Raw genomic sequence first — 13,793 nt, 5'->3', positions numbered from 1 at the left:
GCGGCGATTTTTATGTCCGCCCTCCCATGTTCCGGTAGCATGCGTTCCGCCCTCTCCGCAGTCGTCGCCGGGCTGGTCGTGCTGTCCGCGGTGGCCGCCGTCCCCGCCGCGGCCGCCGCCGCCGGCCCGGTCGACGCCGCGACGACGGACCGCCCCTCGAACACCGCGGACGCGTCGTCGGCCGACGCCCGCCAGAGCGACGACGCCTGCGCGGCCGCCCCCGTCGCCAACGGGAGCTCGCCCGCCAACCCCGACGGCGACCCGCTCGGCTGGGAGAACGGCTGCTGGTACAACGAGTCGATCGACGTGGACCGCTCGGACGGGCTGAACGACACGGAACTGGACGCCGTGGTCGCCCGCTCGATGGCCCGCGTCGAGCAGATCCGCGAGCTGGAGTTCAACGAGACCGTGCCGGTCGAGATCGTCTCGCGCGAGGAGTTCCGCGCGAACACGAGCTACAACACGACGACCAACGGCAGCCTCCACCAGAACGTCAAGTGGGAGGCCATGCTGATGGTCGGCGAGGACACGGACGCCATCTCCGTCCAGGAGCAAAACACCGGCGCGAGCGTCGGCGGCTACTACAGCCCCACGGAGGAGCGGATCGTCATCGTCTCGGAGAACACCACCTCGCCGAAGATGAACGAGATCACGCTCTCCCAGGAGCTGTTCCACGCGCTACAGGACCAGCGGTACAACATCTCGTCGTTCGACCAGTACACCGAGGAGCTCCACAACGCGAGAGACGGCATCATCGAGGGCGACGGGAACCTCGTCGACCGGCTGTACGGCCAGCGCTGTGCCGCCGAGTGGGACTGCCTGATGCCCCAGATGCAGCCAGGCGGCGGGGGGCAGGCCTCGATCCACTACGGGATGTACTTCGTGACCTACCAGCCCTACAGCGACGGGCCGAAGTTCGTCGACCGGATCTACCAGGAGTCGGGCTGGGAGGGCGTCAACGCGGTCTACGAGAACCCGCCTGCGAGCACCGAGCAGACGATCCACCCCGAGAAGTACGGCGAGGACGAGCCGACGAACGTGAGCTTCGCGGACACGTCCGGTGACAACTGGACCGTCCCGCACATCGAGAACGGCACCGTCGACTACGCCCAGTTCGGCGAGGCGGGGCTCGCGACGATGCTGTTCTACCCCACCTACGCCTCCGCCGGCGCGGACTCGCCGGTGATCGGCGTGCAGTCGTTCCTCAACTACACGGCCGACGGGTCGCTCAGCAGCTACGACCCGCTGAACTACTCGACGCGGTACACGGACGGCTGGGACGGTGACCGGCTCTACCCCTACGTCACCGACGACTCCGCCGAGACCAACGAGACGGGCTACGTCTGGAAGACCGTCTGGGACTCCGAGGGCGACGCCACCGACTTCGTCGAGGGCTACGGGATGTTGCTCGACTACTACGGCGCCCAGCCCGTCGACGACAGCGCGAACACCTACCGGGTCCCCGACGGCCCCTACGCCGACGCGTTCTACGTCAACCACACCGGGACGACGGTGACGCTCGTCAACGCGCCGACCGTCGAGGGGCTGAGCGAGGTCCGCGCCGGCGCCGCGCCGACCGACGACAGCGGCGGCGAGGAGGAGACGCCGACCGACACCGACACGGCGACCACCGAACCCGGCGACGATGAGACCGCGACCGACACGGCGACCACCGAACCCGGCGACGACGAGACCGCGACCGACGAACCGACCGAGACGCCGCTCCCCGCCGACGGCGGAGCGGGCGACGGCGATGACGGAGACGACGGCGATGACGGCGCCGACGAGACGACCGACGCGCCCGCCGAGACTACCGCGTCCGGGGGTCCGGGCTTCGGGCTCGCCGGCGCGCTCGTCGCGCTCGCGCTCGCCGGCCTCCTCGCGGGCCGGAGGGAGTGAGCCCGTTCGATGGCAGGCCCCGGACCCGAATCGCGTCTGCGCCTCGCCGTCGCGGCGGTGGCCGTCCTCGCGCTGCTGGCGGGCTGTACCGCCTTCGAGTCGCTGGGCGGCGGCCACCCCGAGGGCGACCCCGACAGCGACCGCATCGGCTGGGAGAACGGCTACTGGTACGACGACCCGGTGAACGTGACCAGCGGCGACGGCTACAACGCCACCGAGCGCGAGGCGGTCGTCGCCCGCACTATGGCCCGCGTCGAGCGGATCCGCGACCTGGAGTTCAACTCGACGGTGCCGGTCGACGTGCTCAGCCGCGAGCAGTACCTCGCCAACCGGAGCGGCGGCGGCGGGAACGCGACCTACTCGCGGTGGAACGACCAGGTCTGGGAGTCGGTCTTCATCGTCGGCGAGCGCTCGTCGTTCTCGAACAGCTCCGACGAGACGCTGGGCCAGTCGGTCCAGGGCTACTACTCGCCCGGGAAGGACGCCATCGTCCTCGTTTCCGACTCGTCGACGCCGACCATCGACCGGACGACGCTGGCCCACGAACTCGTCCACGCCCTGCAGGACCAGCACTTCGGCTTCGGCGCCGACGGCGAGACCCAGGACCAGCAGCTCGCCAACCGCGGCGTCACCGAGGGCGACGCCCGCTACGTCGACGCCCTCTACGAGAACCGCTGCGGGAGCGAGTGGGCCTGTATCCCCCGGCCCGACGCCGGCGGGAACGGCGGCGGCTCCGCGAGCAGCGACTACAACCGCGGCCTGTTCCTGACCATCTACACGCCCTACGCCGCGGGCTCGCAGTTCGTCGACCAGGTGCGCGCCCAGAGCGGCTGGGACGGCGTCAACCAGCTCTACGACGCTCGCCCGGAGAGCACCGAACAGCTGATCCACCCGCAGCTGTACCCCGACGAGGACCCCGTGAACGTGACCGTCGCCGACCGCTCGAACGGTGAGTGGCGCCGCTTCGACGTCGACCCCGTCGCCGACACCGTCGGCGAGGCGTCGATCTACGCGATGCTCGTCCACAACGGCGCCGTCGACCCGGAGGACCGCTACGGCTACGAGTCCGAGCCCTCCGCGGGCTGGGGCGGCGACAGCGTCGTCCCCTACACGAACGGGACGACCGGCGCCTACGTCTGGGAGACCGCCTGGGACACCGAGCGCGACGCCGAACAGTTCGTCTCGGCCTACCGCGAGGTGCTGGACTCCCACGACGCCCGCAACCCCCGCGGGAACGTCTACGTGGTGCCGGACGGCGAGTTCGCCGACGCGTTCCGCGTCGTTCGGAACGGCGACACGGTCCGGGTCGTCAACGCGCCCACGGTCGACCAATTGAGCGAGGTCCACTCGCGGCCGGGATAGGTCCGGGTCACCGTCGAGAGGCGGTCCCGCGACCGCGTGGATGCCCGACGGCCGCGAACGCCCGTGACCGGCCGCGTTCGAAACTGCCGAGAACCGAACAGCGTTCTAGAGCCGCGACTCGGCGACGAACAGCTGGAACCCGCGATCGCGGATCGTCACCCTGGCGAACCCCTCGAGCTGGCGTCCGTCGTCCGGCGCCCCGTCGGTCGAGACCGACAGTCCGTTTTGCTCCGTGAGAGCCAGGAACAGCTGGTCGCCGGTCGTGAGCGGGTCCGGGAGCTGCGTCTGGCCGCGCCCCTGCGCGTCCGACAGCGCGACCCGGGCCTCGGCGGGGACCTCGTTGCCGTTGACCATCTCGACCGCGACCGCAGCCCCGTCGTCGGTCGTTTCCATCTCGAACTGGACCCCCTCCTCCCGGGCCGTCGCGGCCCAGTCGGGCTCCTCGACCGTCGTCTCGCCGACGCCCGTGACCGCCCGGGTGACCTCCTCTCGGCGGCGGCCGTTCCCGGTTTCGGCGGTGATGTCGTAGGTGATCTCCCGGACGTGGCCGGACTCCGTGACCGCGAGCGCCGCTTCGAACTCCGCGACCCGGTCGCCGAACACGAGCCGGAGCAGCGACTGCTCGTCGGCGACCCCTGTCGCCTCGTAGACGACCGCGTACTGACCGTCGTCGGTCTCGGCGACCTCCTTCGCTTCGCCCCACTCCGCACCCGCGAGCAGGAGTCTGAACCGCCTGAACTCGACCACTTCGTTCGGCTCCGGCGCCTGGTTGTCGATGCGGTAGTGCTCCTCGAATCCGGACTCCATCTGGACGAACGCCCGCGGATCGTCGGACGGCGACCACGACGTCTCGGCGGTGCCGCCCTGTGCGGCCTCGCGCGTGACGGAGATCCCGCCGTCGGCGAGCCGCTTCGTGACGGTGACCGTGTCCTCGAAGTTGGCGGCGACCGTGTGTGTCTCACCGGCCACCGTCGCGGCGCCCGCGTCGGTGAGCGCCGACTCGTGGGTCCGGTAGAGCTGCGCGGCGCCGATCCCCTCTCGGCTGGCTCCACCGGGATAGGAGAACTCGTCCAGCGAGGGCGTCGGGTCCGCGGGCGTCGGCGTCTCGGTGGGCGTCTCTGTCTCCGTCGCGGTCGGCGTCGCCGTCGGCGTGTCGGTCGCCGTCGGTGTGTCAGTCGGCGTCGCCGTCGGGGGATCGGTGGCCGGGTCCGGGGTGTCGGTCGGATCGCTCTCGCCGGAACAGCCGGCCAGCGATGCTCCCGCCGCGATGCTCGTCGCCAGCAGCGCACGTCTCGAAATCTTCGGCTCGTCTACCATCGTCACCATCACTTTCAGAGTGTTCAATAAAAACTCGCATCTAGTTACACGGTTTGATACCAGAAATCGGCAATTACTGACCGTTTGTTCTAGACTCTCACGGGGCGCCGGGGCGGACCGTCGGCCCCGCGACCGGAACGCGGACGGTTTTTGGCGTTCGCCCCGGAAGCACTCCCCATGACCGACGAGTCGGGCTTCGACATCGTCCCGCCCGAAGCCATCCGGGAGGGCCGAGCCACGGACGCCTACTTCGACCGGACGGTCGAGACGCTGGAGCACGCCGACCGCAACCCCCGCGTCGTCGCCGAGGTGACGGCCGATCAGTTCGCCACCGGCGAGTGGGAACTGCTCGCGGGCGTGAAAGACGCCGCCCGACTGTTCGAGGGCCGCGACGTGGACGTGGACGCGATCCGCGAGGGACGGCTGTTCGACGGCGGCCCCGTGATGCGCATCGAGGGGCCGTATCTGGCGTTCTGCCGCCTGGAGACCGCGCTGCTGGGGTTCCTCTCGCACGCGACGGGCGTCGCGACCGGGGCGCTCGAAGCGCGACGGGCCGCACCGGACTCGACGGTGTTGAGTTTCGGGTCGCGCCACGTCCACCCCTCCATCGGCGCGATGATCGAGCGCTCGGCGCTACTGGGCGGGCTCGACGGCTTCTCGAACGTCGCCGCCGGCGAGGTGATCGGCCGCGAAGCCGGCGGGACGATGCCCCACGCGCTGGTCATCTGCTTCGGCCGCGGCGAGCAGGAGACCGCCTGGCGGGCGTTCGACGAGGCGGTCGGCCCCGACGTGCCCCGCGTCGCCCTGGTCGACACCTACAGCGACGAGGTCGACGAGGCCGTCCGCGCCGCCGAGGCGGTCGACGCGCTCGACTCGGTGCGCATCGACACGACCGCCTCCCGGCGCGGGGACTTCGAGCATATCATCCGGGAGGTGCGCTGGACGCTCGACGCCGAGGGGTTCGAGGACGTGGGCATCTTCGTCAGCGGCGGCCTCGGGCCCCAGGAGCTGCACGACCTCCGGGAGTACGTCGCAGGGTTCGGCGTCGGCAGCCACGTGAGCAACGCCGACCCGACGGACTTCTCGCTGGACATCGTCGAGATCGAGGGCGAACTCGCCGCCAAGCGCGGCAAGCTCACCGGGAAGAAGGAGGTGTACCGCACCGACGACGGCGGCCACCACGTCGCGCTGGCCGACGGGAGCGCCACGGGCGGCCCGACCGCCCCGCCCGCCGACGGCGAGGCGCTCCTCCAGCCGCTCGTCCGCGACGGCGAGGTGGTCCGGTCGTTCGACCTCGACGCCGCCGCCGACCGCGCGGCCGAGGACGCCGACGCCGTCGGCTTCGAGGCGCCGGTCGACGCCGAGTGAGAGCGGGCCGGACCGGGTCAGTCGCGCCGGGTGACCCCCGGAACGGAGAGCGGGGCGGAACCGTCGGCGACGAGCCACCCCGGGACGACCCGGGTGAGCGCGACCATCCCGCAGAGTTCGACGAGCGTCTGGGTCACGACCACCGCGGGGGCGAGTTCGTAGCCCGCCGGCAGCGCCAGCGCGAGCGGTAACACGACCAGCGAGTTGCGGGTGACCGACGTGAACACGAGCGCCCGCCCCTCGCCGACGGCCATCCCGAGCAGGCCCGCCGCCACCCGGGCCAGGACCGGCATCACGAGGAGGAAGGCGACGTACACCGGGACGACGGCGGCTATCTGGTCGAACGAGTCACGGACGCGCGGGAGCTGCGAGGCGATCACGACCAGCAGCGTCGCGGCCATCGCGGGGACGGGCAGCCACCCCATCGCGGCCTGCCAGCGGTTCCCCCGGTCGGAGCGGTCGGCCCAGGCCTCGGTCAGCCACGCCAGCGCCAGCGGGACGGCGATGAACGCCACGAACGCCTCGACGAACGGTCCGGGGTCGACGGCCGCGGCGACCCGACGGCCCATGAACAGCCAGAGGTAGGCGGGCAGCAGGAGCAACTGGAGGAGCATCAGCGCGGGCGTGGTGGCGGTGACCCGCTCGCTGTCGCCGCCGGCGAGTTCGGTGAAGGCGATGACGTAGTCGATACACGGCGTCAGCAACACCATGAAGACGCCGACGAGCACGACCGGGTCGACGGAGAGAAACCGCGTCAGCGCCCAGACGACGACCGGGACGACGAGGAAGTTCAGCCCGAGCGCGGCCGCCACGAACCGCCTATCGGCGAACGCCTCGCGGAGGCGGACGAACGGCACTTCGAGGAACGTCGCGTACAGCAGGACGACGAGGACGGGTTCGACGAGCCGCTCGAACGCGGGCGCCAGTTCGGGCCGGCCGAGGCCGACCCCGACGGCCGCGGCGACCGCGACCGCGTAGACGCCGACCTGGTTGGCCGCCAGCCAGTCCCGGTGTCCCATCGGCGGCGAGTCGGCCGCGGCGCACAAACGGCTGTCGGTCGCCGCGCCCGCGGGCCGCTGGCGCCAGAATTTTTGACGGACGGCTCGTATCCCCGCCCATGCAACTCGACGCCGACGGCGCGGCGGTCGTCGTGGTGGACATGCAGAACGGCTTCTGTCACCCCGACGGCAGCCTCCACGCACCGGGCAGCGAAGACGCGATCGAACCCGTGGGCGAGACGGTGGCGACGGCCCGCGAGGCCGGCGCCGAGGTCGTCTGGACCCGCGACGTACACCCGCCCGAACAGTTCGAGGACGCCCACTACTACGACGAGTTCGAGCGCTGGGGCGAGCACGTCCTCGAAGGCTCCTGGGAGGCCGAGATCGTCGACGGGCTCGACCCCCGCGACGAGGACCTCGTGGTCGTGAAACACACCTACGACGCCTTCTACGAGACCCAGCTGGAGGGGTGGCTCGACGCCCACGGGATCGAGGACCTCATCATCTGCGGGACGCTGGCGAACGTCTGCGTGCTCCACACCGCCGGGAGCGCGGGCCTGCGCGACTACCGGCCGGTCCTCGTCGAGGACGCCGTCGGCCACATCGAGGAAGGCCACCGCGAGTACGCGCTGGACCACGCGGAGTTCCTGTTCGGCGAGGTCACGCCGCTGGCCGACGTCGAGTTCGTCTGAATGAACCCGAACACCGACAGCGACACCGATCCCGGCCGGCTCCGCCGGTACGAACCCCGGGACCGCGACGCCGTCTGGACCCTGCATCGGACCGCGCTGCGCGACGCCGGTTCGAACCCCGAAGACGTGCCCGGCAACGACGACATCCGCGACATCGAGGCGAACTACCTCGACACCGGCGGGGAGTTCCTCGTGGTCGAAGTCGGCGGCCGGGACGGGGACGGCGAGGTCGTCGCGATGGGCGGGCTCGCCGTCGAGGGCGAGGCGATCCCCGACGGAGCGGGCGAACTGCTGCGGATCGCGGTCCACGTCGACCACCAGCGCGAGGGCCACGGCGGCCGGGTCGTCGCCGGGCTGGAGGACGCGGCTCGCGAGCGCGGGCTCGACCGGGTCTTCCTCTGGACCGCCCAGCGCCAGCGGTCGGCCGTCCGCTTCTATCGGGCGCGGGGCTACGAGGGCACCGACCACCGGACCGAGGGGGAGTACGAACTGCTTCGCTTCGAGAAGGTCTTGAACGGCGGCGAGTGAGAGCGCCGGTATCAGGACTCACCGGGCCGTATCTCGACGGTCACGTCGGTCCCGACCGGCAGGTCCACGCCCTCGCCGACGAGTTTGACGCCGGCGTCGTCGCGACCGAGCGCGAGCGCGATGCCGGTGACCGGCTCGCCGTTCGCCAGCACCGTCGGGTCGGTCCAGGCCACGTCTCGCCCCTCGGCTCGGCCGACCCGCTCGCCGAGGAGGAACACGTCGAGAAGGCCGTCGCCGTCGGCCTCGCCGGTCGCGTCGCGACCGCGGAGCAGGCCGCCCCAGTCGTAGTGGGGGAGCCCGCCGTCGAGGACGCCCAGGGGGTCGCCCTCGGCGTCCGTCGCGGCGACGCCGGCGAACCGGTCGCCGGGGTCCGGATGCGCCGGCGAGTCGAGGACGGCGTAGGTGTCGCTGGCGGCGACGACGGTGCCGGTGCCGTCCCAGTCGAGGGGCTCGACGCCGAGCGCCGGGTCGAGTTCCAGCGCCAGCGACCCCGCGGCGCGGTGGTGGTTCGCGCCGTACTCGCGGAACCCCAGGTGGAGGTGGTTGGCGACCCACGGCGCGAAGAACCCGGCGCGGACGAGCCGGCCCAGCGAGTCCCCCACCGCGACGCGCTCGCCCGGCTCGACGACGGGGTCGACGTGCAGGATTCGCGCGACGGCGTCGCCGGTGTCGACGAGGATCAGGTGGTCCTCCGCGACCGCGTACGGTCGTGAGGGCGCCCGAACCGTCCGGGTCTCGACCACCTCGCCGGCCACGGGCGAGGGCGCGTCGATCCGGGGGCCGCCTTCGGGGTTCGGCCGGAGCGTGTCGCCGCCGGCGTCGCCGGGATACAGGTCGACGGCGCAGCCGCGGTCGTGGGCGTCGAACGGCGAGTCGTAGAGGGTGACCCGTCGGAAGGGCGCGAGCGCCTCGGCGGACAGCGTGACGGCCATCGGCGGCGGTTAGGCGAGCGGACACATTACGGTCGCGCTCTCGGGCCGAACGCGGACCGCGCCGCTCGCGACTCGAACCTTCGTCGGAGTCGCCGACAGGTATTTGACCGCCAATCCGAATACTCCGACGATGCGTCGGTCCTCGGTCGCCCTCGCAGCCCTCCTCCTCGTCGGTGCGACGGCGACACTGGCACTCACCGGTACGCTCCCGGTCGGCGATAGCGCGACGAACGACTCCGCGGATTCCGGTCTCTTCGGCGGGCGAGCCACGGCGACGCCGGCCAGCGACGCGGACGGCGACGGGCTCCCCGACGGCGTCGAGCGCGCCGAGTACGACACCGACCCTGAGAGCAACGACACGGACGGCGACGGCCTCGGCGACGGCGTCGAACTCGAACGGGGATTGGACCCCACCGCCGCGGACACCGACGACGACGGCCTCCCCAACGGTCGCGAACTCGAAGTCGGGACGAACGCGACGCTGGCGGATTCGGACGACGACGGGCTCGAAGACGGCGCCGAAGTCGAACGCGGGACGGACCCGACGGTCGCCGACAGCGACGACGACGGGCTCGTCGACGGCCGCGAGGTCGACTTCGGGACCGACCCCACCGCCGCGGACACGGACGGCGACGGCCTCGCCGACGGCCGCGAGGTCGAACTGGGTGTGAACCCGACCGCTGCGGACACGGACGACGACGGCCTGGAAGACGGCGCCGAAGTCGACCGCGGGACGGACCCCAGCGTCGCGGACACGGACGGCGACGGCCTGGTCGACGGTCGGGAGACCGACCTCGGGACGAACGCGACCCTCCTCGACACGGACGGCGACGGCCTCCCGGACGGCCGGGAGGTCGAGGGAGCGACCGACCCGCTCACGGCCGATACGGACGGCGACGGCCTGGTCGACGGTCGAGAGGCCGATCTCGGGACGAACGCGACCGTCCCCGACACGGACGGTGACGGCCTCGTCGACGGCCGGGAGGTCGACATCGGGGCGAACGCGACGCTGGCGGATTCGGACGACGACGGGCTCACGGACGGCGAGGAAGTCGGTCGCGGGACGGACCCGACGGTCGCCGACACGGACGACGACGGCCTCCCCGACGGCGAGGAGCTGGCGCGCGGGACGAACGCGACCCTCCCCGACACGGACGGCGACGGCCTCGTCGACGGCCGCGAACTCGAACTCGGCGGCGACCCCACCGTCGCGGACACGGACGACGACGGCCTCGCCGACGGCCGCGAGGCCGACCTCGGGACGAACCTCACGCTGGCCGACACGGACGGCGACGGCCTCCCCGACGGCGCCGAGGTGGCCGGCCGCACCCGCGGGGGCGCGCGCTTGCCCGACGCCGACCCGCTGCACAAGGACCTGTACGTCCAGATCAGCGTCAGCGAGAACGCCGAGGCCTTCGACGAGGGCGAACTCGCCGACTTCCGCGAGGCGTGGGCCGACATGCCCGTCTCGAACCCCGACGGCGAGTCGGGGATCGCCGTCCACGCCGACCAGGGCGCGCTCAACCGCTCCATCACGGTCGCCAGCGACCGCGACTACGCGGCGCTGAAACGCCAGTACGACGACGAGTCGTTCATGGGGAACCGGAGCAGCGTCTACCACCTCGTCACCGTGGTCGGCCTCGACACCGAGTGGGCGGGTCGAGCGCCCGCGCCGGGCACGTTCGCCGTCGTCGGCACGCAGTACCACACCGAGTTCGACGGGACGAGCTACCGGACGTTCATCGCCGTCCACGAACTCCTCCACAACGTCGTCGGCCGCCTCGACGAGGAGAATCGATGTCCCAGCGAACACGGCGGTCGGGGCGGGGCCTACCACACCTGCGAGGGGTACCTCAGCTACGACGACCCCGGGGCGGCGCAGTTCCTCCCCGAGTCCGTGGCCGCCGAGCTCGAACGCGACGGCCTGCTGAAGCGACTCGAGCTGACACGCTAGGGAGAGCGCCCCCACTCTGACGGGAGATGGCTCATCGAAGCGACCGCTGCCTCTGAAACTGTGGATCCTCGTCAGAACTCGATTTCGTATCGCGTAATGTGGTTTATGGCGGCTCGGACACCCTCTCCCGTCGGTTCGAGAACGAGCGAGGAGCGGACAGTCAGACGGCGTCAGCGGCGGGCTCGCGGTCGCAGGCGACGCGGTCGCCGACGGAGAGCGTCGCGGGGGCGCCGGGGACGCGGGTGTTGACCATCAGGCGGTAGAAGTGGTCGTACCAGTCGCGGTCGGCCCAGTCGGGCAGGGTCGCCCGGCGGCGCTCGACGAACCGCTCGCGGAACCCGTCGTCGGCCTCCCCGGTATCGGGGTCCCGTGTCGGAACGACGCAGCGCTGACAGGGGTTGACCCCGGCGAACGCGACGCCGCCGACCGAGAAGCCGACGGTCGACTCCCGGTCGGCGTACAGCCGGTCCTCCCAGAAGGCGGGCGCGTCGACGACGAGGTTTGGCCGGAAGCGCCGCCGCAGTTCCGCCGCGTCGACGGCCGGGCGCCCCGAGTCGCCGTCGAACCACGACGCGACGGCCGCCAGGGTACCCGTCGAGATGAGCGTCGGCCCGCCCGCCGACGTGTCGTCGGGGTACCCCTGTTCGTCGTCGCGCCGGACGGTCACGTCGTAGCCGAAGAAGTCCTCGAACCACGCTTCGAGTTCGCTGCGGTCGGCATCGGGGTCGAATCGGGTCCACTCGTCGTCGCCCCGCTCGCGCAGTCGGAGTTCGCCGCTCTCGAAGTCGAACGCCGACCGGATCCGGTGGACCCGTCGCTCGTTTTTCCCGTTGACGTAGTCGCCGTCGGCGTCGAACAGCGCGTAGCGGCGGTCGGACTCGATGGCGCCCGAGTCGGCCAGCCGGACCGACTCGACGGGTTCGGGGTCGAGCGACTTGACGGGGTAGACCCGGATCTCCGAGAGCGTGGGCATACCTCCCGTTCGCGGCGCCCGCCCCTTCAGGTTGCGGTTGCCGCGACGCCTGCCGGCGCCCGAACGCGTGCGGCCGCGGCGGGTCGGGGCGGTCACGACTCCCCGACGAACGCCGTCAGGACGGCCGACTCCGCCCGCCGCAGGAGTTCGCCCGCCGTACTGGGTGCGCAGTCCAGCTCCGCCGCCACGTCGGCGACCGAGCCCGACCGGTCCACGTCGTAGTAGCCGACCGCGACGGCCGCCGTCAGCGCTTCCCGCTGGCGGTCGGTCACCCGCGCGGGCTCGGGCCAACGGCGGAACTCGCGGACGCGAACGACCTCGGTGTCGAAGGCGGCGTTCAGCTCACCGTAGAACTCCGAGAGGGCGTCCGATTCGCCGACGGCCTCGAAGCGGGCCGCGCCGGACGCCCGGAAGGTGACCGGCGGGACGAAGGCGACTCGCGAGTCGGCGACCGCCGACAGCACCGCCGCCGGCAGTTCGTACTCGGACTGCCGGACGAACGCGTAGGTCCCCCCGTCGGCGGCCACCAGCCGCGTTTCGGTCGCCGAGTCGACCGCGCCGAGCGCCTCGCTCACGGCCGCCGGCTCCGCGTCGAACCAGGTGAGCGTGGTCACGTCGGCCGTCGGCCCCCAGATCAGCAGTTCCGCCCGCGTCACCGGCCCGTCACCCATCAGTCGCTGGTGGAGCGGGTGGGCCGCGTCGGGCGGGTACGTCGTCTCGAAAGTGACCTGCCGCATCGCTTGGGCCGTGGCGTTCCATATAAAAGACCGTACTGATCCGGGACAACGACCGAGGGTCCGGACGGCGTACGATCGACCGATGAGTAACTCGACGCCCGCCGCCGAGCGTGCCGACGGGACCGACGCCGCGTCGCCGGAAGCCGGCGGGACCGGCGCCGCACCGACGGCAGCGGACGCCGCCGAGGGCCCTCGAACGGTCGAGTACGGGACGGCGGGGCGGCGGCTGGCCTACGACGAGTACGGGACACCCGACGGCGACCCGGTCGTCTTCCTCCACGGGACCCCCGGATCACGACGGCTGGGCGCGCTCGTCGACGACCGCGCGCGCGAGGCCGATATCCGTGTGATCGCCCCGGATCGGCCGGGGTTCGGCCGCTCGACGGTCTGGCCGGAGCGCCGGCCGACCGACGCGCCCGCGTGGGTCGAGCCGCTCCTCGGGGATGTCGGGGTCGAGCGAGCGCGCGTCGTCGCGTTCTCCGGCGGCGCGGCCGACGCGCTCGCGCTCGGGGCGACGCGACCGGACCTGGTCGACCGGGTCGACCTCGTCTCCGGGGCCGCGCCACCGTCGGTCGCGGCGGCGACGCCCCGACTCCAGGGCCTGCTGGGCCGACTGGCGGCGACGACGCCGCGACTCCTCGGGGCGACCCTCCGGGGCCAGCGTTGGCTGGCCGAGCGGGCCGGACCGTCGGCGGTCCTCGCGCAGTACACCGACGACCCCGGCGAGATTCCGGCCGACGCGGCCGAACTCGTCCGCGCGGACTTCCTCGAAGCCCTCGGCCGCTCGCGCGGCGGCGCGGTCACCGAACTCGCCTGGGTCGGCGACGGCTGGGGCGTCTCGCCGGCGGACGTGACGGTCCCGGTCCGTCTGTGGCACGGCAGCGACGACGCGAACGTGCCGGTCGGGGACGCCGAGCGCCTACGGGACCGGTTGCCCGACGCCGAGCTGACCGTCCTCGACGGCGACCACCTGACGACGCTGCTGGACGCCCGGTCGCGCGCGTTCGATATCGCGACCCGGGGTTGATTGTCC

Annotated in this window: 12 protein-coding genes; 7 read left to right on the top strand and 5 right to left on the bottom strand. The window is 72.1% G+C overall.

Going from position 1 to position 13,793, the window contains the following annotated elements:
• Positions 1 to 39: 39 nt before the first annotated feature.
• Positions 40 to 1,899 carry an Hvo_1808 family surface protein gene (locus HZS54_RS24620; protein WP_179919711.1) on the top strand — a complete coding sequence of 620 codons (1,860 nt, stop codon included), beginning with the start codon at positions 40 to 42 and terminating at the stop codon, positions 1,897 to 1,899.
• A 9-nt stretch (positions 1,900 to 1,908) separates the two neighbouring features.
• Entirely contained in the window at positions 1,909 to 3,261 is a 1,353-nt protein-coding gene (locus tag HZS54_RS24615) for an Hvo_1808 family surface protein (protein WP_179919710.1), read from the top strand.
• 105 nt (positions 3,262 to 3,366) lie between these two features.
• Here the strand turns inward: HZS54_RS24615 and HZS54_RS24610 are convergent, their stop codons facing one another.
• Positions 3,367 to 4,578 (bottom strand): DUF7537 family lipoprotein, encoded by a 1,212-nt coding sequence (locus tag HZS54_RS24610; RefSeq protein ID WP_179919709.1) that lies wholly within the window; start codon positions 4,576 to 4,578, stop codon positions 3,367 to 3,369.
• 177 nt (positions 4,579 to 4,755) lie between these two features.
• On the opposite strand from HZS54_RS24610, the gene HZS54_RS24605 reads away from it, so the two are divergent.
• Positions 4,756 to 5,946, top strand: coding sequence for a nicotinate phosphoribosyltransferase (locus tag HZS54_RS24605; protein ID WP_179919708.1), 1,191 nt, complete (start codon positions 4,756 to 4,758; stop codon positions 5,944 to 5,946).
• A 17-nt stretch (positions 5,947 to 5,963) separates the two neighbouring features.
• On the opposite strand, the gene HZS54_RS24600 is transcribed toward HZS54_RS24605, so the two are convergent.
• A complete protein-coding gene (locus tag HZS54_RS24600) occupies positions 5,964 to 6,965 on the bottom strand; it encodes an arsenic resistance protein (RefSeq protein WP_179919707.1) in 1,002 nt (333 codons plus the stop codon).
• Between the two features lie 98 nt (positions 6,966 to 7,063).
• Between HZS54_RS24600 and HZS54_RS24595 the strand changes: the two genes are divergently transcribed.
• Positions 7,064 to 7,636: a cysteine hydrolase family protein gene (locus HZS54_RS24595; protein WP_179919706.1), complete on the top strand. Its 573-nt coding sequence runs from the start codon at positions 7,064 to 7,066 to the stop codon at positions 7,634 to 7,636.
• On the top strand, positions 7,637 to 8,164 hold the full coding sequence (locus HZS54_RS24590; RefSeq protein WP_179919705.1) for a GNAT family N-acetyltransferase: 528 nt from the start codon (positions 7,637 to 7,639) through the stop codon (positions 8,162 to 8,164).
• Between the two features lie 11 nt (positions 8,165 to 8,175).
• Here HZS54_RS24590 and HZS54_RS24585 read toward each other — a convergent pair whose 3' ends face one another.
• Positions 8,176 to 9,096 carry a DUF8155 domain-containing protein gene (locus HZS54_RS24585; RefSeq protein WP_179919704.1) on the bottom strand — a complete coding sequence of 307 codons (921 nt, stop codon included), beginning with the start codon at positions 9,094 to 9,096 and terminating at the stop codon, positions 8,176 to 8,178.
• A gap of 130 nt (positions 9,097 to 9,226) precedes the next feature.
• Here HZS54_RS24585 and HZS54_RS24580 point away from each other — a divergent pair, with 130 nt between their 5' ends.
• On the top strand, positions 9,227 to 11,050 hold the full coding sequence (locus HZS54_RS24580) for a hypothetical protein (protein WP_179919703.1): 1,824 nt from the start codon (positions 9,227 to 9,229) through the stop codon (positions 11,048 to 11,050).
• A gap of 160 nt (positions 11,051 to 11,210) precedes the next feature.
• Here the strand turns inward: HZS54_RS24580 and HZS54_RS24575 are convergent, their stop codons facing one another.
• Together HZS54_RS24575 and HZS54_RS24570 are read right to left on the bottom strand one after the other, a co-directional pair.
• Positions 11,211 to 12,023, bottom strand: coding sequence for an MOSC domain-containing protein (locus HZS54_RS24575; protein ID WP_179919702.1), 813 nt, complete (start codon positions 12,021 to 12,023; stop codon positions 11,211 to 11,213).
• A 92-nt stretch (positions 12,024 to 12,115) separates the two neighbouring features.
• On the bottom strand, positions 12,116 to 12,760 hold the full coding sequence (locus HZS54_RS24570) for a helix-turn-helix domain-containing protein (protein WP_179919701.1): 645 nt from the start codon (positions 12,758 to 12,760) through the stop codon (positions 12,116 to 12,118).
• A gap of 82 nt (positions 12,761 to 12,842) precedes the next feature.
• Between HZS54_RS24570 and HZS54_RS24565 the strand changes: the two genes are divergently transcribed.
• The gene (locus HZS54_RS24565) at positions 12,843 to 13,787 is read left to right on the top strand and encodes an alpha/beta fold hydrolase (RefSeq protein ID WP_179919700.1); all 945 of its coding nucleotides are present in this window, start codon (positions 12,843 to 12,845) and stop codon (positions 13,785 to 13,787) included.
• Positions 13,788 to 13,793 lie beyond the last annotated feature (6 nt).

Origin of the sequence: Halosimplex pelagicum (assembly GCF_013415905.1) — an archaeon.
GTDB lineage: Archaea > Halobacteriota > Halobacteria > Halobacteriales > Haloarculaceae > Halosimplex > Halosimplex pelagicum.
The sequence above is the reverse complement of the archived record's forward strand: the minus strand, read 5'-3'. Positions and strand labels throughout refer to the sequence as shown.

Coding starts and splice junctions, on each gene's coding strand:
- HZS54_RS24585 (WP_179919704.1), bottom strand. CDS start 9,096: ATGGCCGTCACGCTGTCCGCCGAGGCGCTCGCGCCCTTCCGACGGGTC.
- HZS54_RS24580 (WP_179919703.1), top strand. CDS start 9,227: ATGCGTCGGTCCTCGGTCGCCCTCGCAGCCCTCCTCCTCGTCGGTGCG.
- HZS54_RS24565 (WP_179919700.1), top strand. CDS start 12,843: ATGAGTAACTCGACGCCCGCCGCCGAGCGTGCCGACGGGACCGACGCC.
- HZS54_RS24595 (WP_179919706.1), top strand. CDS start 7,064: ATGCAACTCGACGCCGACGGCGCGGCGGTCGTCGTGGTGGACATGCAG.
- HZS54_RS24610 (WP_179919709.1), bottom strand. CDS start 4,578: ATGGTAGACGAGCCGAAGATTTCGAGACGTGCGCTGCTGGCGACGAGC.
- HZS54_RS24605 (WP_179919708.1), top strand. CDS start 4,756: ATGACCGACGAGTCGGGCTTCGACATCGTCCCGCCCGAAGCCATCCGG.
- HZS54_RS24570 (WP_179919701.1), bottom strand. CDS start 12,760: ATGCGGCAGGTCACTTTCGAGACGACGTACCCGCCCGACGCGGCCCAC.
- HZS54_RS24590 (WP_179919705.1), top strand. CDS start 7,637: ATGAACCCGAACACCGACAGCGACACCGATCCCGGCCGGCTCCGCCGG.
- HZS54_RS24620 (WP_179919711.1), top strand. CDS start 40: ATGCGTTCCGCCCTCTCCGCAGTCGTCGCCGGGCTGGTCGTGCTGTCC.
- HZS54_RS24600 (WP_179919707.1), bottom strand. CDS start 6,965: ATGGGACACCGGGACTGGCTGGCGGCCAACCAGGTCGGCGTCTACGCG.
- HZS54_RS24615 (WP_179919710.1), top strand. CDS start 1,909: ATGGCAGGCCCCGGACCCGAATCGCGTCTGCGCCTCGCCGTCGCGGCG.
- HZS54_RS24575 (WP_179919702.1), bottom strand. CDS start 12,023: ATGCCCACGCTCTCGGAGATCCGGGTCTACCCCGTCAAGTCGCTCGAC.